18 protein-coding genes and 1 pseudogene are annotated in these 21,313 nt (G+C 67.8%); 9 read left to right on the top strand and 10 right to left on the bottom strand.

The genetic code is table 11. The features are described from left to right. Window positions 1–21 precede the first annotated feature (21 nt). From KPF47_RS12425 to KPF47_RS12445, 5 genes are all read right to left on the bottom strand, one after another. The gene (locus KPF47_RS12425) at window positions 22–447 is read right to left on the bottom strand and encodes a hypothetical protein (RefSeq protein WP_224388614.1); all 426 of its coding nucleotides are present in this window, start codon (window positions 445–447) and stop codon (window positions 22–24) included. A 353-nt stretch (window positions 448–800) separates the two neighbouring features. Then, entirely contained in the window at window positions 801–1,475 is a 675-nt protein-coding gene (locus KPF47_RS40870; RefSeq protein WP_374108838.1) for a GNAT family N-acetyltransferase, read from the bottom strand. A 1,743-nt stretch (window positions 1,476–3,218) separates the two neighbouring features. Next, window positions 3,219–3,596 carry a hypothetical protein gene (locus tag KPF47_RS12435; protein ID WP_224389033.1) on the bottom strand — a complete coding sequence of 126 codons (378 nt, stop codon included), beginning with the start codon at window positions 3,594–3,596 and terminating at the stop codon, window positions 3,219–3,221. Further along, the gene (locus KPF47_RS12440; protein WP_224389034.1) at window positions 3,596–4,267 is read right to left on the bottom strand and encodes a ParA family protein; all 672 of its coding nucleotides are present in this window, start codon (window positions 4,265–4,267) and stop codon (window positions 3,596–3,598) included. The genes KPF47_RS12435 and KPF47_RS12440 overlap by 1 nt, the downstream gene beginning before the upstream one ends. A 159-nt stretch (window positions 4,268–4,426) precedes the next feature. Further along, complete coding sequence (locus KPF47_RS12445; protein WP_224389035.1) at window positions 4,427–4,873, bottom strand: J domain-containing protein; 447 nt, start codon at window positions 4,871–4,873, stop codon at window positions 4,427–4,429. A gap of 372 nt (window positions 4,874–5,245) precedes the next feature. Between KPF47_RS12445 and KPF47_RS12450 the strand changes: the two genes are divergently transcribed. The 3 genes from KPF47_RS12450 (at window position 5,246) to KPF47_RS12460 (ending at window position 7,984) form a co-directional block, all read left to right on the top strand. Then, window positions 5,246–6,904, top strand: a complete 1,659-nt coding sequence (locus KPF47_RS12450) for a DUF4158 domain-containing protein (RefSeq protein ID WP_224389036.1) — start codon at window positions 5,246–5,248, stop codon at window positions 6,902–6,904. Next, a complete protein-coding gene (locus KPF47_RS12455) occupies window positions 6,864–7,016 on the top strand; it encodes a hypothetical protein (protein WP_224389037.1) in 153 nt (50 codons plus the stop codon). Before KPF47_RS12450 ends, KPF47_RS12455 begins: the two co-directional genes overlap by 41 nt. Before the next feature lie 125 nt (window positions 7,017–7,141). Further along, complete coding sequence (locus tag KPF47_RS12460; RefSeq protein WP_224386276.1) at window positions 7,142–7,984, top strand: IS5 family transposase; 843 nt, start codon at window positions 7,142–7,144, stop codon at window positions 7,982–7,984. Window positions 7,985–8,073: 89 nt separating this feature from the next. Here KPF47_RS12460 and KPF47_RS12465 read toward each other — a convergent pair whose 3' ends face one another. Genes KPF47_RS12465 through KPF47_RS12475 form a run of 3 tightly spaced genes read right to left on the bottom strand, consistent with a single transcriptional unit; the run spans window position 8,074 to window position 9,274 of the window. Next, window positions 8,074–8,799: a hypothetical protein gene (locus tag KPF47_RS12465; RefSeq protein ID WP_224389038.1), complete on the bottom strand. Its 726-nt coding sequence runs from the start codon at window positions 8,797–8,799 to the stop codon at window positions 8,074–8,076. Continuing rightward, window positions 8,796–9,107 carry a hypothetical protein gene (locus KPF47_RS12470; protein ID WP_224389039.1) on the bottom strand — a complete coding sequence of 104 codons (312 nt, stop codon included), beginning with the start codon at window positions 9,105–9,107 and terminating at the stop codon, window positions 8,796–8,798. The genes KPF47_RS12465 and KPF47_RS12470 overlap by 4 nt, the downstream gene beginning before the upstream one ends. Next, complete coding sequence (locus KPF47_RS12475; protein WP_224389040.1) at window positions 9,104–9,274, bottom strand: hypothetical protein; 171 nt, start codon at window positions 9,272–9,274, stop codon at window positions 9,104–9,106. Before KPF47_RS12475 ends, KPF47_RS12470 begins: the two co-directional genes overlap by 4 nt. A 781-nt stretch (window positions 9,275–10,055) precedes the next feature. Between KPF47_RS12475 and KPF47_RS12480 the strand changes: the two genes are divergently transcribed. Then, window positions 10,056–11,321: a hypothetical protein gene (locus tag KPF47_RS12480; protein WP_224389041.1), complete on the top strand. Its 1,266-nt coding sequence runs from the start codon at window positions 10,056–10,058 to the stop codon at window positions 11,319–11,321. A 53-nt stretch (window positions 11,322–11,374) separates the two neighbouring features. Here KPF47_RS12480 and KPF47_RS12485 read toward each other — a convergent pair whose 3' ends face one another. Further along, the gene (locus KPF47_RS12485; protein WP_224389042.1) at window positions 11,375–12,016 is read right to left on the bottom strand and encodes an SMI1/KNR4 family protein; all 642 of its coding nucleotides are present in this window, start codon (window positions 12,014–12,016) and stop codon (window positions 11,375–11,377) included. 352 nt (window positions 12,017–12,368) lie between these two features. Here KPF47_RS12485 and KPF47_RS12490 point away from each other — a divergent pair, with 352 nt between their 5' ends. Next, window positions 12,369–15,371, top strand: a complete 3,003-nt coding sequence (locus KPF47_RS12490) for a Tn3 family transposase (protein WP_224386186.1) — start codon at window positions 12,369–12,371, stop codon at window positions 15,369–15,371. Here KPF47_RS12490 and KPF47_RS12495 read toward each other — a convergent pair. Beyond that, on the bottom strand, window positions 15,335–15,967 hold the full coding sequence (locus KPF47_RS12495; RefSeq protein ID WP_224389043.1) for a hypothetical protein: 633 nt from the start codon (window positions 15,965–15,967) through the stop codon (window positions 15,335–15,337). The two genes, KPF47_RS12490 and KPF47_RS12495, sit on opposite strands and share 37 nt — an antisense overlap. 265 nt (window positions 15,968–16,232) lie before the next feature. Here KPF47_RS12495 and KPF47_RS12500 point away from each other — a divergent pair, with 265 nt between their 5' ends. The 4 genes and pseudogenes from KPF47_RS12500 to KPF47_RS12515 all read left to right on the top strand — a co-directional run bounded on the left by KPF47_RS12500 (window position 16,233) and on the right by KPF47_RS12515 (window position 20,803). Next, window positions 16,233–17,303 carry an acetylxylan esterase gene (locus KPF47_RS12500; protein ID WP_224389044.1) on the top strand — a complete coding sequence of 357 codons (1,071 nt, stop codon included), beginning with the start codon at window positions 16,233–16,235 and terminating at the stop codon, window positions 17,301–17,303. Next, window positions 17,297–17,797, top strand: a complete 501-nt coding sequence (locus KPF47_RS12505; RefSeq protein ID WP_224389045.1) for a thioesterase family protein — start codon at window positions 17,297–17,299, stop codon at window positions 17,795–17,797. The genes KPF47_RS12500 and KPF47_RS12505 overlap by 7 nt, the downstream gene beginning before the upstream one ends. 1,498 nt (window positions 17,798–19,295) lie before the next feature. After that, window positions 19,296–20,193 (top strand): annotated as a pseudogene (locus tag KPF47_RS12510) (IS5 family transposase). A gap of 88 nt (window positions 20,194–20,281) precedes the next feature. Beyond that, complete coding sequence (locus tag KPF47_RS12515; RefSeq protein ID WP_224389046.1) at window positions 20,282–20,803, top strand: HNH endonuclease family protein; 522 nt, start codon at window positions 20,282–20,284, stop codon at window positions 20,801–20,803. Window positions 20,804–21,313 lie beyond the last annotated feature (510 nt).

Below are 21,313 nucleotides of genomic sequence, written 5' to 3' on the forward strand. Positions count from 1 at the left end.
ACTACGCCCGTCGATGGGGGTTCACGGCTCGGTGCTGCCCGCGCGGCGGTAGGCGGTATCGCGGTCCAGGTGGGACACGGTGAGTGCGTCACCGCCGATGGCGATCGTCAACAGTTGAATCTCATCGGCGGTGTACTGGTCGGGCAGCGCCCGTCCGAGGGTGTCGAAGCCGCGGTGCATGACCTCGATCGCGGTGGTGGTGCCGCGGTCGAGGGTGTCGGCGATGACCTCGACCCGCACCGCGAGGATGTTGCCGCCGGTGTCGCCGGGGTCGTAGGGAGCATCGGCGGGTGGGAGCTGTGCGGGTCCGGCGTAGCCGTCGGCGATCGTTCCGCGGCGGCAGTGGCCGGAGAAGTAGCTCATCAACGCATACGAGGCCTGGTAGAGGTCCTTGCCGCGGAGGGTGAACTCCTGGGCGGCGATGACCAGGATGTCATCGGGGCCCATCGGATCAGACCTATCGGACACCCCCGGCATGCTACGCCGGGCCCCGCCCCAGGGGCGGCGCGCCGCGGCGCTCGGGCCGGGTTTATCCGATCCTGCCGTCGGTAGATCGAGCGCCATCAGATAAGGCGTCTCCGATACGACCCCGGGACTCCCCACGCCGGTGAGGCCGATCTGATCCTCGCGAAGAACCGCGGCGGCCCCACCCGAACGGTCACCGTATTTCTGTCGTGGATGGGCGCGCTTTCCCGGCTCGGGATTCGACTTGGTCTCGGTGTTTGCAGTACTGATGTCGTTTCTCGTTGCTAGGCGGTCGCGATCAGGTGGGGTCGTTTTCTGATATCTCGGCGTTGGTGCTATTGTCCTCTGCCGAGAACGTAGAGCCGAGACACTCTGTGACCGATATCGATGCGGCCGATTTCAGCGAGACCAATTCTTGTGCAGAGCTGTTTCGTCCGGGTGTTGATATCGAGGGGCTCGGCCATTATTTGACCCATATCGGCATGGGTGTCGAAGAGCATGTCTGCGACACGCGTCAAGATGCGGGTCCCCCAGCCTTGCTGGATGTGGCGTGGGTCTCCGATCATGAAGTGAATTCCGCGATCGGTAGTCGATATTGCTGGGTGTGGCGTTAGCGGGCTGTGTGTTGATTGGTAGGTTTCAAGGTATCCGAATGATCGGTTGTCGATGCGGACTAGGTAAGGGTTTGCGTCGCCGGTCTTTCGGCAGAAGTTCAGGTACTGAGTGACTGCGTCCAGTTGAATGGAGGTACGTCCGATTTTCGCGAGGCGCGGGTATGGCAGGAACAGTCCGTCGATGTGTTGTGATTGCCACCATTCACTGATGGTTGCAGCGTCCGTATCTTCGCAGGGCGATATTGTGACGGCCTGGGAGTCGATTTCGAGAAGAGTCGTGGCGCCAATTTGGTTGGCGTTTTTGTGCACGGGATGCGGCACCTCCTTATGTAAGTCCTTGAGTTCGGCGACTGACCCGGGCTTCGGTTGCCTGACAGGGGAAGGCGTGACTATCACGGACGTCAGTCCATGGCGGTATAGCCCATAAGAGTGAGATGTCTGGCTCGGATGGAGGGGTTGGTCTCGGCTCTGAGGGGCTTGTGCTTGCTGGTCGTACTCGTGTTCCGGCGGCAGAAGGTGCCTGGAGCACCTTTGAAGCAGCTGGAATCTATTATGAAGATATGCTGATGGTTCTCTGCTGCCGAAATGGAGATATTATGCCTGTGGCCTGCTAGTTTGTGTGTCGGGCTGGGGGGCCGATGCCCGACACTACCCCCCGGCCATCAGCGAAGCAGTGCGGGGGTGGTGTCGGGCATCGGCCCCCCAGCCCGACAGGGTCACGGAGTGACCCAGAGTTCTAGTACGAAGTTCAATGCCTTTAAAAAAGCAAGGTCAAAGTCAAAGTCAACAGACTGTGGCGAAGGTGGTGGCTGGGTTGGTTTGGGTATATCTGTGGTGAAGGTGGGTTATCCGCCTCGCTATTGCTTCGGCGGAGGCGGGGGTTGTCGTTGACAGTGTGTGTTGGTTGAAGGGGAGGGGTGTTTGTGGTGTTGGGTGAGGTGGGGAAGCCGGTGCGTGCGAAGCGTCGTGATGCGGGTTCGGTGGTGTTGACGGCGCGTGATGCGGTGTTGTTGGAGATTTTGGCGCATCAGTATGGGCTGCCCCTCGACTTGTTGTCGAATACGTTAGGGGTGAGCGCGCAGGCGGCGCATGCGGTGGTGGGTCGGTGGAAGCGTGCGGGGTGGGTGCGTACGGGGCGGGTGGATGTGGGGGCGATGTGGGTGTGGCCGTCGCGGACTTTGGCGCGGGAGTTGTTGGGGTGGGATGTTCCGGGGTGGATGCCGCGGCCGACGGTGTCGGGTCATGTGCGTGCTGTGGGGGCGGTGCGTTTAGCGCGGGTGGGTTTGGAGGTGGGGCGGTGGGAGTCGGAGCGGGAGTTGCAGCATCGGACGGGGTGGCGTCCTCGGGGTGTGCCGGTGCCGCATATGCCGGATGGGGTTGAGGTGTTGCCGGATGGGCGGCGGGTGTTGGTGGAGGTGGAGTTGTCGAGGAAGACGCGGTCGCGTTATTTGGAGCCGGCCCCGGTGAATGGTGGGGCGGATATGGCGGCCGGGTTGTTGTCGACGGTGGTGGAACGGGCCCGGGACCTTGAGTGTGTCGGGATCATGTATTGGTGTGCCCCGAATGTGTTGAAGCAGGTCCAGGATGTTGCGGGGGAGTTCCTGGAGCGGGACCGGGCGCGACGGGCCCGAGCCCGGAACCCGGAGCTGCTGGGCCCGGAGGTGCGGTGGGCGATCCGGGACATCAGCGAGATTCCGTGTTGGGCGCCGGGCCCGCACCCTTCCTCGCGATAGCGGCTGCGGTGGGCCCTTCCTCGAATCGGCCCGAGTGTCGAATACCGGTCAGAACCCGCCAAGGGCGCCGCACGCGGCGTCGCCACGCGATCTTCGACCGTTGACTGAACCTGCTCGGCACTCGTGCGGCCTGGTATCGAGGAAGAGCCCGGGTGTCGAGACGGGCGGTGCTCGCGGGTGTCAGCGGGGCGCCGAGGTCGTAGCGTTCGCAGGAAGTCGGGGCGGGCGGAATGGCGTGCCGGTGCTCCTCGCTGTGGTAGTCGGTCACCGGGGTTTCTGGTCGCGGTCCTCGGCGAGCTCGGGTGTGCTCGATGTTCGGGTTGGCCGGCATGTGACCAGCGCGAGAAGGCTCCTACGTAGATCCGTAGGAGCATACGTAGGTGTCTCAGTAGATGTCTACGGTGTTCTACCGGCCGGTGCCGTGTCGGAGGTCTTCGTCGATCTGCTGGGCCAGGGTGCGGGAGAGGTCGGTGTCGGCGAGCAGGGTGTAGACCAGGGCGCGGGTGATGTGTTGGGGGCGGATGCTGCGTCCGAGTTTGAGTCCGACGTCGACGGCGTAGCGGTGGAGATCGGCGTGCACGGTGTCGGGCAGGTCAAGGGTCATGCGGCGGTCGCCCTCGCGGCGGCCTTTACCTCGGCGGATGGCCGGTGGCTGCTCGCGGTGGATCGTTTGCGCTGTGGGCAGGGTTGTGTGGGTCGAGTCTGCCGCGATGTGGACCGGGTCGCCGGGCTGGTCTGGGGTGGTCTCGTTGACGATCTGAGAGAGGTCGCGCTTACGGGCCATCAGGGGTTCACTTTCGCGTGGAGGCCGGCGGCGGTGAAGACCTCGCGGGCGAGGGCGTAGTAGTCCTGCTGGGCTCGCTCGGCCGATCCGGTGGCGGGTAGGTCGAGGATCGTCTGCCCGTTGTCCAGCGCGAGGTTGTAGCAGGTGTAGGTGCGGATCACGGTGCGGGCGATCCGTACCCCGGCAGCGTCGAGCACTTCGGCTTGTTGACGTGCGCGGGGCAGGCCGTAGCTCGGGACGCGGGTGAACACGCAGAGGTAGTCCAGTCTGAGCGGGGCGACCTCGCCGCGCAGCACGCGTAGGGTGGGACGAAGGTCCATCGTCTCGGCGGGGGTCGGGGCGAGGAGTAGGTCAGCTGTGGGTGTGGCGCCGTTGTTGCCGGTCAGGATCGTTTCGAAGCCACCGGCCCGGGCCCCGGGAAGATCGACCACGGCGAGGTCGTACCCGCCGGCTGCGCGCAGCCGGGCGAGGTCGCCGGTGTCCTGACCATCGGCGAGGTCGATGCCCAGGCGGTCGCCGCAGGACTCGGCCCAGTCGGTGGCCGAGCGGTTCCGGTCGCTGTCCACGAGCAGAACCGAGAGGCCCGCTCGGCAGGCCACGGCGGCCAGGGTGACCGCCGTGGTTGTCTTACCCACCCCGCCCTTGGGCCCGCCGACCGCCACAATCCGCATGAGGAGATCCCTACGTAGATCCGGTTAAACCAACGTAGTGTCCTACGTATCTACGTGGATGTCTACGGTCCTTACTACGGAGGTACGTAGCTAAGGGGAGATGTGTGTGGGCCCGGGTCGGGGCGACTTGCCCACGACCCCGTCGGCGCTGCCGGTGGCCTATGTGGTGGGGGCGGGGTAGACGTAGTGGGCGACCGCTACCGAGGCCACCAGCGCGGTCATGGCGGCTACGACCGGTGCGGCGATCATGGCGACGCCGGCGGTGAGGGCACCGGCGGCGGCCAGCAGGCCGAGGGTCCGCAGGATCAGGGGGCCTTCTGGGGCGCGGTGGGACACCGTGTCGGCGGTACGCGCCTCGGGTGGGTCGGGTGGTGTCGTGTGCGGTGTCGTACAGGGCGGTGATGGTGTGGTGAGTAGTTCGTAGGCGCTGGACAGGGCGATGAAGCGGTCCGGGTCGCCGCCCCGGTCGGGGTGGTGGTGGCGGGCGGCGGTCCGCCACGCGGTCCGGAGCAGCTCAGGTGAGACGTCGGCGGGAACACCGAGCAGTGCTGCCGCTGCGGCCCGCGCCTGCTCAGGATGGACACTCGGACTCGGACTCGGACTCATCGTGGGTCCTCATCGGAGGTGTCGTGTGTCCAGTCGTCCCCGGTCCAATCCGGCGCCGGAGTGTCTCTGGCCGGGGCATCGTCGCCGGTCCCGGGGCGGCGGAGGCGCCGGTTGACTGCGGCGGCCTGCCCGGCGGTGAGCCGGCGCCGGGACAGCGCCGGTCCGGAGGTCGGGGCCGCGCGGCGCGGCGAGCTGGTGATCGCGGTCGCGGGCGCGAGGGGGGCGACGACGCCGTAGATGGGGTGGGAACCGAATACGTCAGAAACGGGCCGCGACTTGATGTAGCCGCTGGTCCGGGTAGGGCCGTGTAGCGAGGTGCGGTCGCTGGTTATGGTGTGCGGGTCCGGTTGGTGATCTTGCTGGGATGTCGGGTTGGCGTCGATTGATCGCACGGCGTACCCGCGGTTCAAGCGTGCGGTGTCGGTGCGGGAGTTGGCCGAGGCGTTCACGCCCACGCCGGACGAGGTCTCGTGGGCACGGGGCAAGACGCAGTCGGAGTCGCATCTGCTGGCGTTGGTGGTGCGGTTGAAGTGCTATCAGCGGCTCGGCTACTTCGCCAAGCTCGCCGACGTGCCGGCCGTCGTGGTCGACCATGTGCGCGGTGTGCTGGAGCTGGCGGAGTCGGTGCTGGCAGAGGCCGACGTGGAGCGCACGGAGAAGCGGCATCGGCAGTTCGTGCGGGACCGACTCGGCGTGAAGTTCGAGGCGGCGCGGGTGCGGGAGGTGGCCGAGCAGTCCATCCGCGTCGCGGTGCAGACGAAGGACAACCCGGCCGACCTGATCAACGTGGCGTTGGAGGAGCTGGTCCGGCAGCGCTGCGAGCTGCCCGGCTACACGACGCTGGACGCGATGGCGGCGACGATTCGCGCGGAGATCAACGGTGGTTTCTTCGCGATGGTGGCCTCGCGGCCGGACCGGGTCGAGCGGGCGCGGCTGGAGCGGTTGCTGGTGGTGGATCCGGCGACGCGGCGCAGCAAGTTCGACCGGATCAAGACGCCGGCGCAGGCGGCGACGCTGGGCAAGTTCAAGCAGCGGCTGGCGCACTTGCAGGCGCTGGACGCGATCGGCCCGACCGAGCGGTGGCTGGAGGGGGTGCCGCCGGGCAAGGTCGCCCACTTCGCCGGTGAGGCCCGCGTGGCGAATGTGGACGACATGCGCAAGACCGGCGAGGCCAAACGGCTGACATTGCTGGTCAGCCTGGTGCACCAGCAGCGGGTGGAGGCCCGTGACGAGGTGGTGACCATGTTCTGCAAGCGCATGGCCGCCTTGCACAAGAAGGGTCGGGAGCGGCTGGAGGAGCTGCGCGAGGCGCACCGCGCGGAGTCCGAGCGGCTGATCGGGGTGTTCGGTGAGGTCCTGGCCGGTGCCCGTGAGGCCACCGCCGCGCCCGAGCCCGGCCAGGGCGGTGCGACGGGTGATCCGGGTACGGACGGCGAGGTCGCCGAGCGGGCGGGCCGGCTGCTGCTCAAGACGCTGGAGGACGCGGGCGGGGTGGAGCTGTTGTCGGCGGTGCACGAGGCGGTGTCGGCCTATCACGGCAACAACTACCTGCCGCTGCTGGAGGGCTTCTACCGCTCACACCGGTCGGTGCTGTTCACACTCATCAACGCGCTGGAGATGACCTCGACCACGGCGGACCGCAGCGTGCTGGACGCGGTGGAGTTCATCCGGGTCAACCGGGACCGACGCAGCGAGTGGATCCCGGAGACCATGGTGCACACCGTGGACGGCCAGCAGGTCACCGTGGCGGTCGACGTCGACGCGTTCGCCACGGTGGCGTGGCGAAAGGTGCTGCGCACCGGGACCGGCCGGGGATGCTCGTGCGCCGGCACCTGGAGGTGTGCGTGTTCTCCCACCTGGCCACCATCACCCCGTACATCCAGCACACCATCCGACGCATGGGCGACCTGGTCCTCGACCTCGCACCGCCGGAGGAAGCGCCGACCACGCGGCTGGATCTGGAACCGCGAGTGCTGTTCGCGGCCCGCACGTGACGGCCAGGACGGCCACCTCTACTGCCGGACGCTCTAAGAGGTCATTTCAGAACGAGGTCGACGTGTCTGTTGTAGACGACAAGCGGCTATCTGACCTGCCGTTTGATCTGTCGTCGAGGGGTCAATGGAAACTCGACAAGTCGTTCTGAAACGACCTCTAAGAGGTCGCGCGGATTGGTCACAGCTTGGCCGCGGTCGAGTGTCTGGGGGCGAGGGCGGGTACGGGCCTGCCGATCATGAAGTTATCTACGCTTCGTGATCGTCTGGAGGCCGCGTGCCCACCCTGCCATCATGGCTGACCGAGCCGTTGTGGGACCAGTTCACCGCGCTGCTGCCTCATCGAGACGAGTTCGATCCCACCCATCCGCTGGGCTGCCATCGCCGCCGGATCGCGGATCGGATCGTGTTCGACAAGCTCCTGCAGGTACTGCGGTTCGGCTGCTCGTATGAGGGCATCGCTGACAGCACCTGCTCGGCGACCACCATCCGCGATCGTCGTGACGAGTGGATCAGGCTCGGGGTCTTCGCCCAGCTGCGTCGGATCGTCCTGGACGCCTACGACCGCATCGTCGGTCTGCTGCTGCACGACATCGCCGTCGATGGCGCCATCACCAAGGCCCCCGGCGGCGGCGAGGTCGCCGGTCCGTCGCCGGTGGACCGGCGCAAACAGGGTATGAAACGTTCGGTGCTCGTCGAGGGATACGGCATCCCGCTGGGCCGAGTCCTGGCCGGAGCCAACCGGCACGACTCCCCGCTACTGGGCCCCACCCTCGACCGCCTCGATGCTCTCGGCCCGCTGCCCGACGACATCACCGTGCACCTCGACGCCGGCTATGACTCCGGCAAGACCCGCGACACGCTGGCCGAACGAGGCCTGCACGGCGAGATCGCGCACAAGGGTGAGAAAGCGCCGATCCAGGCCACCCGCCGCTGGCACGTCGAGCGGACCAACGCTTGGCACAACAGCTTCAACCGGCTGCAGCGCTGCTACGAACGACGAGAAATCGTCGTCGACGCGTTCTTCGACCTCGCCGACACGATCGTCACACTCCGTAGCTTGATTCGGCAGGCCTGGACCACACACCGCTGGAACGCCCGACCTGCACGACGTCCATGATCACCAACCAATCCGCGCGACCTCTAAGCCCCTGATCAGCGGCTCAGGCCGACGCGGCCCCTTTCTGGCGTATTCGGTTCCCACCCCCATCAGCACTCCGAGTGACTGCGGGGTCGACTCCCACCCTCGACGATGATCGAGGAGGCCCCGACTCCCCCGCCGACTGTCCTGGTGGCTGCCTCGTCGGGCTCCCGGCCTGGGTGGTGGGTGTGTGAGCGGGGTGTTCCGGCGAGGGTGAGTTGGTGGGCGGTGACGCCGGCGATCGAGACGCCGGCCATGACCAGGCCGGCGGTGAGGCTCTGTTCGAGGCCGTGGAGCAGGTTCATCCCGGCCGCGACCAGGGAGAACAGCACCACCCCGGCTTGCAACCCGAGGACGGGACGCTCGGGGGTCTGGCGGCAGGAGGCGGTCACGGCGAGGGCGAAGGCCCACATGCCCAGTTCGGTGATCCCGGCCAGCAACACACCGAGTGGGCCGTAGAGGTGGGCGCCGTAGGCGGCCATCACCGGAGCAGCCAGGGCGAAGGAGAGCAGCGCGATCGGGTAGATCAGCAGCTCGACGGTGTGCATGTATGCCAAGGTCAGAGCCTTGGCGCGGCGCGCGGCACGTGCTGTGCGGGCCTCGGTCCGGCGCCGCTCGGCCGCATCCCGCGCTGCGATGCTCCTTTCTCCGCGGGCGTTCTGCTTGTCGATCCGGCGCTGGACGGCGGCGTCGGCGGCCTCTTGGGCGAGGCGGGCGTCCAGGTCGCGGTTCTCGCGGCGCTCCGCGGCTCGGGTCGCGGCCCAGGAGTTCGTGTAGGACGACGTGGTGGTCATGCCTCGGCCCTCGCCTCGACCTGCTGACCAGCCGAAACCGGCCCAGCGGCTACTTCAGCGGGCGGTGAGACGGCGTCTACGGTGCCCAGTTCGGCCCGCGGAGAAGAAGCCGGGACGGCCCGCCGAGCCCGCCACAGACGCACCTCAGCGGCGGCCCACCAGCCGACGGCCAGACCGAGGAGCCCGGCGAACCACCAGGTCACGACCACCGTCGCCCCGGTCAGGGCGGCGCCGACGGCGATCTCGACCGCCCGGTCGGCGATCGCGGAGCCGATCGTCCGGGCGGCGGCGCGTAGCGGGGCGTTCATGCCACCTCACCACCCGCGACAACCGAGTGACCAGCGGAAACCGCCACAGGACGCCGCAGCGGGAACACGAGCAGACGTCCCGGGTCCGCCTCATCGGACGGCTCGCCCGGGGCGTCGAGGGCGTGGAGGAGGTCGCCGTAGAGGCGGTCGATGACCTGCTCGGTCAAACCATCCGGGCACCACCCGTACCCAGGAATGCCCAGGTCAGGACCGGGATCAGGATCGCCGTCAGGCGACGACGGAAGAAAAGTTCCACCCACTGGTGGAGGCACACAGATGCCAAGGGCAGCATGGCCCATAGCCGACCACCTTCTCGTAAAGGTCGTTCGGTTAGGTCGCCGCCCCGGCCTTGTGAACCGGGGTGGTGACCGCAACCCCGCCGGGTCGACGGGCTCGCTCATCCAGCAACTCACGGCCTCGCCCGGCCTGTCAAGAACCGATCTCGAACCGATCCTCGACGCTCGACCCCACCGCCATTGCCGGTCACGGAACGCGACATTGACAGCGAGAGGGTGTCCGATACTCCTTCCTGCTGGTCAGAGCGCATACGGGGCGATCTTGAGGCTGTGGGGTGGGGTGGGGTGGGGTGTCCCGGATCGATCCGGGACACCCCCACAACCCGGGGCAGCTGAAAAACGGCGCTGACCTGCAGAAACGACCGAGGTGCCCCCGGATGCCCCGGGTTGCCCAGGATTGGGGGGTCGTTTCGGGACATCCCCCGAAATATCACCCTCCGTCACTAGAGTTGGTGGCGGGAAGTATTCAGTTAGTCGCAGCACGTACGCATTGCTGGCAGGAGCCTCCGATGCAAGTGCCGCCACAATCACCAGGTACCTTTCCGGCGTGAAATTGTTGAGGGTATGGCGTGTCGCGGCCGTTAGTGTGGTGGTCCTTGTTGTCGGTTCGGGTGCTGTTTCCGGGGCGGTTGCTGCGGAGCCTCGTGATTCGGTGACCGTGTCGGTGTGGAAGGAGCCGCGGCCGGTGGAGCCGGAGCCGCCGGGTCCGGATTCATCGGTGGCGGCGCCGACTGTTATCGGCCCGGGGGTGGAGACGTTCCGGACTGGATCTGGTGCCGAGTCGTGGGACGGTTCGTGTAAGTATCTGCACGAGCATTTTGATGAGATTTCCGCACGGGCGACAGGTGAGGATGGTATCCCGTGTGTCGAGGTGACTATTCCGCCGCCGTCGGAGAACCGCCCTCAGCCGTATGATCTGAATCCCGATGCGTTTGATCTGGTGGCGCATCCGAAGGAGTGCGAGGGGTACACGGATTGGGTGGTGAACCGGACGGCGCAGTGCAAACGGGATCGTGTGAATATCACGATTTTCGAGCAGCGCACGAAGGTCGCGCTAGGCACGTTGAACGTGAACCGCCGTACATTGTCGTACACGAATGCCGGGAATCCGGTGTGGGGTGTGCAGACGACGTTGTCGCTGGCGGGCGCGACGGGTGTGGGCTATGGGGCGTCAGTGCGCGGGTTGGGGACATGCGGGTCACCGCAACCGGGCGAGATGTCGGAGTGCACGCCTAACGGGCCGAACAGGTTCGGGCCCAGTCCGGCGTTGAACCCGAACTTCCCATTCACCGGGGAGACCTACTACCGGGGCACGAAGACCGGCCCGGGACAGAGCGGATCGGCCAAGAACACGGTGGACCTGACCTTCACCAACCCGAAATGGCAGACCCCGGAATTCTCCTCGACGTTCGTGCCGCACCCGGTCCGCTGCGACAACGCGATCAAGGGCCGCGGCCCGGGCTGCGTGGTGCCGAGCCACACCCCGGCGATCGCCTACTCCCGCACCGGGGACGTCAGCGAGCTGGCCCGTCACATCGGCGATGCGCAGGCCTCAGGTCTCCCGGGGGCGTACCCGTCGGGGCCACCGTTGACCCGGCTCATGGACAAAGACGACGCGAAGGACAACCGAGGCCGAGCCTGTCCACGCACCTACACCCGCCCTACCGGACTCAGCTGCGACGAATACCCCTTCGCCTCCAGCTACCAAGGCGCTGAACAAACCTCCGGGCGCGGCCGAACATTCGACTATTGCCATCTTTACCCGAACTTGCCCAAGGGGATTCGCGGTGCAACCGGATACAGTGCGTGCATGATCAATGATGCGCAGAACAAGCGGGGCGGTTCGCAGCTCAGCGCGTTCTTCTCAAGGAATCGTATCCTTGACCGGGACGCTTACCGCGTCTGGATCCAGCCGTAAGGAGTTGGGTTGTGAGGAGAGCTGCTTTCAGCTCTCCCCACAACCCGATCCTGTCACTGCCAGATGAGGCGGCCGCCGAGAGCAATGGGAGTAAGGCCAGTCTGCTCTTCAGGTGTCTCCGATATGACAGCTTGAAGTGTCGCGCGACTGAGCGCGAGGAAGCTCTTCCAACGGGGAGCGTCGTTCAAGTCTGCATCGACCTTATCGTAGAACACCGCCGCTCCAAACTCCTTTCCCCCTCTGCGGTCGATCATCAGATAGCTGCCGTTCTGATCTTCTGCGATCGGGAGCAGGGACGGAATAAATCTACCAGTTACCGATCCAGCCGGTTGCGCACATTCAGGCCCGATCACGTCGACAGCGAGTTGTCCGTAAAAGGTCATCCGACTGTCTGCGTCCCTAGGGGGCGGCGAAGGCCGCACATCTTCGTAAGCGATGTCCATAAATGACTGCCAGTTCGCCACCACCTCGTCTATGCGGAGCGGGCGAAGGCCAGGGAAGAGGTACCCGTCAGGCGTTCGCTCCAGGCCGTTGCGCCATTCGTAGAATGCAAGCACATCTTCAGGCCACAGAATTCCTCCCGTGCCGCCCTGAGCGGCAGAAATTTCATAACTGGTGCTAGGTGGAAGGATAGCCGATCTGGTCTTTAGTGCATGCTCTTCGCACCATTCTGCAAGCGATTCCCATGGGTCCATTTTAGATGGCCTCCTAATTAGTACTGCAACGGCAGTTGTGGCGTGTCGTGAGAGGCTGGTACCGGTTCGGCGGTGATGATCACCGTGTGGTTGATGTTGCGGGGTGGGTGGCCTCGTTGGATGCGGTGGTGGAGTTGATCTCGGGCTGGTTCGCCAGGGCGGGACCTCGGCGGGGGGGTGTCTCTATGGGGTTGTCAAGCGGCTGCGGCCACTGGCTGCAGCGTCGGGACGCTTGGTGGTGCGTAGGGGGTCGCCGTAGTATCCGGGAATAATCGGGCGGATATGGCTGGGTAGGCTCCTGACCAGGGGGTTTCTGGGGTTCTGGTCGGGAGGTTGTCGGGTGGTCGCTCCGGTGTTCACAGACGTCGAGCTGGAGAGGCTGCGGCGGTTCCCGGAGATCGGCCGGGAGGAGTTGTTCCGGTTCTTCACGCTGGCCCCGGCGGACGTTGCGTTTGTTGATCCCGGTCGGGGCCGGGGCGCGGCGGATCGGCTGGGTCTGGCGGTCGCGGTGTGCTCGTTGTCGTGGTTGGGGTTCGTGCCGGATGAGGTGGCGTCGGCGCCGCAGGCGGCGGTGGTGCGCCTGGCTGAGCAGTTGCGCGTGGATCCGGCCGTGATCGGTTCGTATGGGCGCCGGGCGAAGACCCGCACCGAGCATCTTCGGCTGGCGGCGCAGTATCTGGGGTGGCGGCCGCCGACGACGCTGGAGATCAAGGAGCTCGACGAGTTCCTGCTGGCGCGGGCGATGGAGCATGATTCGCCGACGCTGCTGTTCCGGCTGGCGTGCGAGTTCCTGATCTCGGCGCGGGTGATCCGGCCGGGACCGGTGACGGTGGTCAAGCGGGTCGCCCACGCCCGCGAGGTGGCCCGGCAGGAGACGTTCGACCGGTTGGCGCACGAGTTCACCGACGCCCGCCGCGTCGGGCTGGACGGGCTGCTGGTGGTGGATTCGGAGATCGGGATGACCCGGCTGCGGTGGCTGGGGAAGGGGCCGGTGGAGGCCTCGCCCGCGGCGGTGAAGGCCGAGATCGCGAAGCTGGAGTTCCTGCGCGGAATGGACGCCCACGCGTTGGACCTGTCGGTGCTGCCGGCCGAACGCCGCCGGTTCCTGGCCACGGTCGGTCGCCGCCTCACCGCCCAAGCGCTGGAACGGCGGGAGCCGGAACGCCGGTACCCGATCTTGCTGACGTTGCTGGCCCAGTCGGCGACCGAGGTGCTCGACGAGGTGGTGGCGCTGTTCGACCAGGCGCTCTCGGCGCGGGAGAGCAAGGCCGCGCACAGGATGCGGGACTATCTGGCCGAACGCGCCAAGTCCGGGGAGGACCGCCAGGAGCTTTTGGACGCGATCTTGGCCATCGTGGCCGACCCGGCGGTGCCGGACGGCGATGTCGGCGGTCTGATCCGGGGCGAGCGGGTCGGCTGGGACCGGCTGCGTTCGGCGCAGTCGAGCGCGTTGCCGCCGCTGCCGCGCGATCACGGGCACCTCGCCGCGCTGGACGGCTCGTACGGGTACCTGCGCCAGTTCACCCCGAACGTCCTCGACGCCGTGACCTTCGCCGGCGGCACCGCCGCGGCCGAGCTGCTGGAGGCGGTGGCGATCCTGCGGGAGCTCAACGCCACCGGCGCCCGCAAGGTCCCCGACGACGCGCCGAGCGGGTTCGTCCCGGCCCGCTTCCGCGGCTACCTGGACACCGCCGCGGCGAACCGCAGCGCGACGGCGTATCGGCATTACTGGGAGCTGTGCGTGCTGCTGGCCCTGCGGGACGGGCTGCGCACCGGGGACGTGTTCGTGCCGGGCAGCCGCCGTTACTCCGACCCGGCCGCCTACCTGCTCACCGAGGACAAGTGGGCGGATCAGCGGGCGGAGTTCTGCCGACTGGTCGGCAAACCCTCCGACGCCGCCACCGGCCTGGCCGAGGCCGAAGACGAGCTGCACACCGCGCTGGGCAAGCTGGAAACGACGCTCGCCCACGGCGACGGCCCGGTCCGCCTGGACGACGACGGCGATCTGGTGATCTCCCCGCTGACCGCGGAGGACATCCCGGCCGAGGCGAGAGCGTTGAAGGCGGAGCTGACCGAGATGCTGCCGTTCGCGCCGATCGTGTCGCTGCTGATCGAGATGGACAAGCGCACCGGGTTCCTGGACTGCTTCACCCACGCCGGCGGCAAGCAGGCCCGCACGCGCGAGCTGAAGCGGAACCTGATCGCGGTGTTGCTCGCCCAGTCCACCAACCTCGGGCTCACACGGATGGCGGACGCGTGCGGGATCTCCTACGACATCCTGGCCTGGACCGCCGAGTGGTACGTACGGGAGGAAACGCTGCGGGCGGCGAACCTGGCGCTGATCGGCTACCACCAGCGCCTGCCGCTGACCCCGGTGTTCGGCACCGGCACGCTGTCCTCTTCGGACGGTCAGCGGTTCCCGACGCGAGGTAAGTCGGTCACCGCCAGGGCTCTGAGCAGGTATTTTGCGCACGAGGGCCTGTCGACCTACACGCACGTGACCGATCAGCATACCACCTACGGCACGAAGATCATCGTCGCCACGAAACGCGAGGCGCACTACGTCCTGGACGAGATCCTCGGCAACGCGACCGACATCCCGATCACCGAGCACGCCACCGACACGCACGGCGTCACCCTGGTCAACTTCGGGCTGTTCGACCTGCTCGGGTTGCAGCTCTCACCGCGGATCCGGGACCTGGGCAAGATCACTCTCTACCGGACGGGTGCGAAGGCGGCGGCCGAGACGGCGTTCCCCCTGACGGGGCCGCTGTTGGCTCGCAAGCTCAACACCGACCTGATCGCCGAGCACTGGGACGACCTGCTGCGCCTGGCCGGGTCGCTGAAGTTCGGGCACGCCACCGCATCGCTACTGGTCGGGAAACTCTCGGCGTCCGGGCGGCAGAACGCGCTCGCCGCGGCGCTCAAGGAGTACGGCGCGCTGCGCAGAACCGTCTACACCGCCCGGTACCTGTCCGATCCGGCCTACCGGCGCAAGATCTCCCGGCAGCTGAACAAGGGCGAGTCGCTGCACGCGCTCAAGCGGGACCTGCTCTACGCCCACGAGGGCATGATCCGCGCCCGACACCTGGAGGGACAGACCGAGCAGGCGTGGTGCCTCACCCTCGTCACCAACGCCGTGGTCACCTGGACGACCGAGTACTACGGCCTGGCCGTCGAGCAGATGCGCGCCGCCGGTCGCCGCATCGACGACGAGGTCCTGGCCCACATCTCCCCGGCCCACTCGGAGAACATCAACTTCTTCGGCGCCATCGAGGTCGACATCGACGGCGAACTCGCCCAACTCAGCCCGACCGGCTACCGACCACTACGTGTCCGCGACACCCTGTTCTGATCAGGTTCGCCGTCCTCACGACGCGACGCCCCCGTCATCGGGCAAGTTTCACTCACTGGCCAGCCACCACAGCACCCATCGTCGCTGCTCAGACCCACTGTCGTCTCTGGCAGCGCACTCCGTGGCCACTGCTGTCGAGACGAGTCCATGGTCGCTTCCGCCTCGATAGATTGAGACACGCGATAATCGCGGCTTATCTGACCTATCCCCACGAACCACGAGGTCACAGCCCTGCATCCTCCATATCCGCCCGAAAAATTCCGGATACTACGGCGCCCCCAGGTGGTCACGGTCGCGACATCCTGGGCGTAGGCGCCGGTGCCGCAGTGCGTGGCCAACACCAGCTCACTGCTGTCGTCGTCGGGGAAAGTCATCTCCACGATCACCCCGGAACCATCGGGAAGCCCGAGACCGACGTGATAGCCGCGGCAACAGTCCCGGGTCAACCAATAGGTCTGGCTGATCGAGCAGCGCTGCATCGTCAACGCCGTCCACACCACCCGCGCCACACCCGAACGCCCCGACAGATGCTCGACAACATCCTCAGCAGCCGCACGCCCGCTCAACCGCACCCGGTCGATCTGCTTAGAGGTCATTTCAGAACGAGGTCGACGTGTCTGTTGTAGACGACAAGCGGCTATCTGACCTGCCGTTTGATCTGTCGTCGAGGGGTCAATGGAAACTCGACAAGTCGTTCTGAAACGACCTCTTACTACGCCGCTCCACCACCCGCGCCGTCTTCCGACGTTGCGCCCGACTCCCCACGACTCACCTTCCCCGCGTAGCAGCGTGCTACTGGCCCGTAGTGTCAGTCGCGCCACCACCCGAGCCAGCGCAGTCGCTGGCGTTGTTGTGGCGGTGGTGGTCTGCGCGGGTGCCGGCCTCGGCGGCGCCGGCACCCGCGCCGATCCCCGGCCCGGCACCACGACCGCGGTGACGACGACACCCCACAACACGACCCGCACGTCGGATCCGGAACCCGACACTAGCGGTGATCCGGACCTACCGGGCAACCCACTGGTTACCGGCGGGTCACATCCCGACACCCTCGGTGCGTGGGAGACCCAACACCGCCCGCAGCTCCTCGAGGCGTTCGGTGAACACGTCTACGGCCACCCGCTGCCCGCCCCGGACGACATGACCTTCGACGTCACCGACACCGGCTCGGACAGCGACTACGCCCCGGCCGGGCAGATCGTCGGCGCCGGATACGCACTCGCCGCCCTCGACGCCAACCAGGTCGCACCGGACGACCCCGCCCGGTTCCGCGAAGGCGTCATCAACGCCTTCCACCCGGCGGACCGCGACCTCCCCGACACCGCCGGGCGGACGATCGCCGCGTGGGCCTGGGCCGCCTCGGTCGCCCTGGACTACTTGCACACCGACGACGCCACCGCCGCCGGGATCGACCCCGCGCGGGTCGCGGTCATCGGCCACTCCCGCGGCGGCAAAGCCGCGCTCTGGGCCGGAGCACAAGACACCCGCTTCCCCGTCGTCATCTCCAACAACTCCGGCGCCGGCGGAGCAAAGCTCGCCGACACCGGCCGCGGCGAGTCCATCGACGCCCTGACCTCAACGTTCCCGCACTGGTTCCCACCCGCCTACCGCCGCTACGCCGCCCGGCCCGACACCCTGCCGGTCGATCAGCACCAGCTCCTGGCCCTGATCGCGCCCGGCCGGGTCGTCATCGGCTCCGCCACTGACGACGCGACCGCGGACCCGCAGGGCGAACACGCCGCCTACCGAGCAGCCGAACACGCATGGGCGCGCTACGGCCTGCCCGGCACCGGACTCCCCGACCAGACGTGGCCCCCGCAGACGGACCGGGCCTACCGCGGGCCCGGCATGTCCTATCACTTGCGCACCGGCGCCCACGGCCTCACCACCACCGACTGGACCTTCTACCTGCACGGAGACCTCTTCCGATGGTGACCGCCACCCACACACAACCGCACAGAGCCGATCATGACCTGGGCAGGGACAGCGACCACAACACCACTCACGACACCGTGTCGTTGTTCTATGTCGTCCCGGCTGATCAGCTCGTCCCCGACCTCCACCCACGGCTCGGGGCGTTCCGGTCGGGCGAGCACGTGTTCGCCACCGGCTACCTCGTCGGCCTCCTCGAAGCGCCGTGCCTGACCTACCTCCGGCGCCGGGCACGAGCCGGTCAGGCTCCGGTCGGCACCCGCGTGAAGGTCGAGCACCGGGCGCCGTCGATCCCTGGGAACCGGCTCCACGTCACCGCACGCTGCACCGTCGAGGACAGGTCCCGGTTCGTGTTCGCAGTGGCCGCCCGCGATCAGCACGGGCTCCTCGTCGCCGACGGCCACGTCACAACGCACCTGGTCGACACCACCACGTTCCGCGCCCGGCTCCGACACCGGGCACGAGACCGCCCGCATCTCACAGACACGAGCCGCTGACCAGCAGATTCACCGACTCGAAGGAGGACCCATGAGGACACGACGACGAACGCAACGCCGCAGCACGTGGCGATGGTGCCCACGCCCCCGACCGCGGCCCGACACGCCGGTCACCGAGAACGCCGAAGCAGCCACCACCGCCGAGGACCGGGACGAGTACACGACCGGGCAACTCACCTGGCTCCTGGGCGAACTCGGCTTCACCACGCCCCGACGGCCGCGCCACGGGGACTGCGCGACCTACTGGCTCACACCCACCACGGACGCGCGGCGGGACACGGACGCTATCGCTGACGACTACCGCAGCGCAGGATGCCTGGACAGCGACCTGGCCAACCCGGGGGCCGCTGACGGGGCGGTCTCACCTGTGGCGCGGGCGGCGTAACGCCGGTGGACCAGCACGATCCTGGGGCAGGCGGTAGCGGGCGCTCCCGCCGGGACTCGACCCGCTACCGTCTGCATCCAAGTAATGACTGTGGCGCCTCGAACTTTTGGCAAAGAGGAAAAGGCGTCGCAGCCACCGACCGATCAGCCGTCGCGGCTGGTCTGACAAGGAGTCAACCTTGCACCGCAGCACGTTACTCGTGGCCCGCCGACCGGTCGACCTCGACCTCGACCTCGACCTCGACCTCGACCAGCGGTCCTCGTCGGTGGTTACGTCGTCTTCTGCGGCCCGGTCTCGACCGAGCGGGACGCCGGGGATGAGTACCGGCCGGGTCGGAAGTTCCCGTACACGACGGTCGGGGACTGGGTGGCCCTGTCGGGGGTGTCGCCGAGGGCGATGCAGGTCTATGTGTTGCTGCGCTCGTTTGTGAACACCCAGCGCGGGGATGAGCGGGCATGGCCGGGGCAGCGGCTACTCGCCCGCGGGCTCGGGGTGAGCAAGGCTCACACCGGGGGCGCGGCGATCGCCGAGCTCGTCGCGGTCGGCGCGGTCGATGTCGAGACCGCCCCGAGCAAGACCGGGCGGCGCAACATCTACACCGTCCACGAGGCCCCACCGCCCGGCTACACCGGGCTGGGCAGCACCCAGGAACTCATCGCGGTCCTCGCCGCCGCGGAGGCCCTCGCCGGCCGACCCACCGGACCCCCGCCGCCCGCAGCGAAGCCCGCCCGCGCCTGCCCGGCCACGAGCCGCACCAGGCGCCGCCCCGGCGGCGCCGCCGGTCGCGATACGGCCGGATCTCGTCAAAAACCCCCAGGTCAGGGGGGGGTATGCCGAAAAAACGGCACAGAACGACCTGAAGTTGAACGACCCGAAGGGGGAGGGGACGCGCGAGCGCGCGAGCCGACCGGCCACCGAGGTAGCCGAGCCCGTCCACGCCCCCACCCCCCGAGCCCTCGACCAGAGCCGCGACCCGCCTCGGTGCCGAACTCGGCGCCGCCGGCAGACCCGCTCCCGGCGCCAGTACCGATCACGGGCCCGGAGGCGGCGCTGGTGAGCGAGCTAGGGCGCGTCTCCTAACCCGGCTGGTCGGGCCTGCGCGATGATCAGTAGGTGTCGCGCCGTGCCGTCCTGACCGATGCCCAGTGGGACCGACTCGAGCCGTTACTGCCCTCGTCGGACGGGATGCCAGGGCGCCCGTTCGCCGATCACCGCAGAGTGATCGAGGGGATCATCTACCGGTTCCGCTGCGGGCGGGCCTGGCGTGATGTCCCGGTCGAGTTCGGGCTGTGGCAGACCCTATGGAAACGCCACCGCCGCTACTGCGGTGACGGCACCTGGGACCAGGTTCTCGCAGCTCTGCTCGCCGATGCCGACTCCGCCGGTCTCGTGGACTGGGCCGTGTCGGTCGACTCGACGATCATCCGCGCTCACCAACACGCCGCGACCCTGCAGCGGGACACAGGGGGCCGGATCGAACTACAAGAATCTGCTGATCGAGCCGCCCGATCACGCGTTGGGCCGCTCCCGCGGAGGGCTCGGCACGGAGATCCACCAGCTCGTTGACGGACACGGCCGCCCGCTGGTCGTACTGGTCGGCCCTGGCCAGGCCGGTGACGCCCCGATGTTCGCGCACCTGATGTCACATCTGAGCGTCGGACGGGTCGGTCCGGGCCGACCGCGGACCCGGCCCGAGCGGGTCCGCGCAGATAAGGCCTACTCCTCACGCGCCATCCGCGCCCACCTGCGCAGACGACGGATCGTCGCGGTCATCCCGGAGCCGGCTGACCAGCAGGGACACCGGAAACGACGCGGCACACGCGGCGGTCGACCACCGGCGTTCGACCGGGTCGACTACCGCGGCCGCAACGTCGTCGAACGCGGGTTCTGCGAGGTCAAGCAGTGGCGCGGCCTCGCGACCCGCTACGACAAACTCGCCCTGACCTACCGCGGCGGAGTTGCACTGAAGGCCATCGTCACCTGGTTGCGCACTTTAGGAGACACGCCCTAGTCGAGGCCTGGGCCCTCCGTGACGAGATTGGCACCGACACCGACACCGGTTCGGGCCCGGCCCCGCGGCCCCGGCGGGGCCGGCGGCGGTGACCGCGGCCGGCCCGGTGGATGTGTCCGGGCTGCGTGTCGCCCCCGACCGGGCCGACAGCGGCTACCGGCGGGAGGCGTTCGGTCCCGGCTGGGCCCCGGCGGCCGGGCCGGGCTGCGATATCCGGGACGCCGTCCTGGCCCGCGACCTCACGCAGACGACGGTGAAGAACGGCTGCGATGTGTCGGCCGGCACACTGCGGGATCCTTACAGCGGCCAGACGATCTCCGGGCCGACCCGCGATCTCGATGTCGACCACGTGATCCCGCTCGCCCTCGCTCACCGGTCCGGTGCGCACGCCTGGACCGACGCCCGCTGGGAGGCGTTCGCGAACGACCCGAACAACCTGCGAGCCACCACCGCCCAGCTCAACCGGTCGAAATCCGACCACGGCCCCGAACACTGGATGCCCCCGGTCGACGCGTGCGCCTACGCCCACGACTTCGTCCGGATCGCGTACCGCTACCAGCTCACCGTCACCGCGCCGCGGGCGGCGGCGCTACAGGGGGCGTGTTCATGAGCGTCGCGGCGGTGCTGCTGAGGCTCGTGGGACGCGTACCACTACGGTAGGTGCCCAGATACGACAAACGGCGCCCCCCCTAGCAAGGAAAAAAGGCGCCGAATGTCGTCAACAACACCAGCCGTGAAGGCTGAGATAGGAGAACTGTACCCATGACCGGCTACCCCGGCTACCCCGGCCACGAGCCGTTTACACGTGTTGACCTGTGGGTCTCCGCATCGACGGGTGGTGTGCGATGAGCACGCCCCGGAGGAACTCTCTACACCGCGACGCGCCGGCGGGGGCCGGCCGGGAGCTGTTCACTGCGGGGGTGGCGGCGGCGACGTCGGTGGGGCTCTCGCCGCGGTGGTGCATTACAGCGGGGTGTCGGCGACCGCGCGGTTGGTCGCGGAGGTGTTGGTCGATATGGCCACGATGCGCCCGGCTGGGGACCAGGCCCCGGTGCTGGATCGGGAGCGGCTGGCGTATCACGTGGGGGTCGCGGGCGGACAAGCTCGCTCCGGCGGTGGC

The organism is Pseudonocardia sp. ICBG1293 (assembly GCF_020131355.1).
Taxonomy (GTDB): Bacteria; Actinomycetota; Actinomycetes; order Mycobacteriales; family Pseudonocardiaceae; genus Pseudonocardia.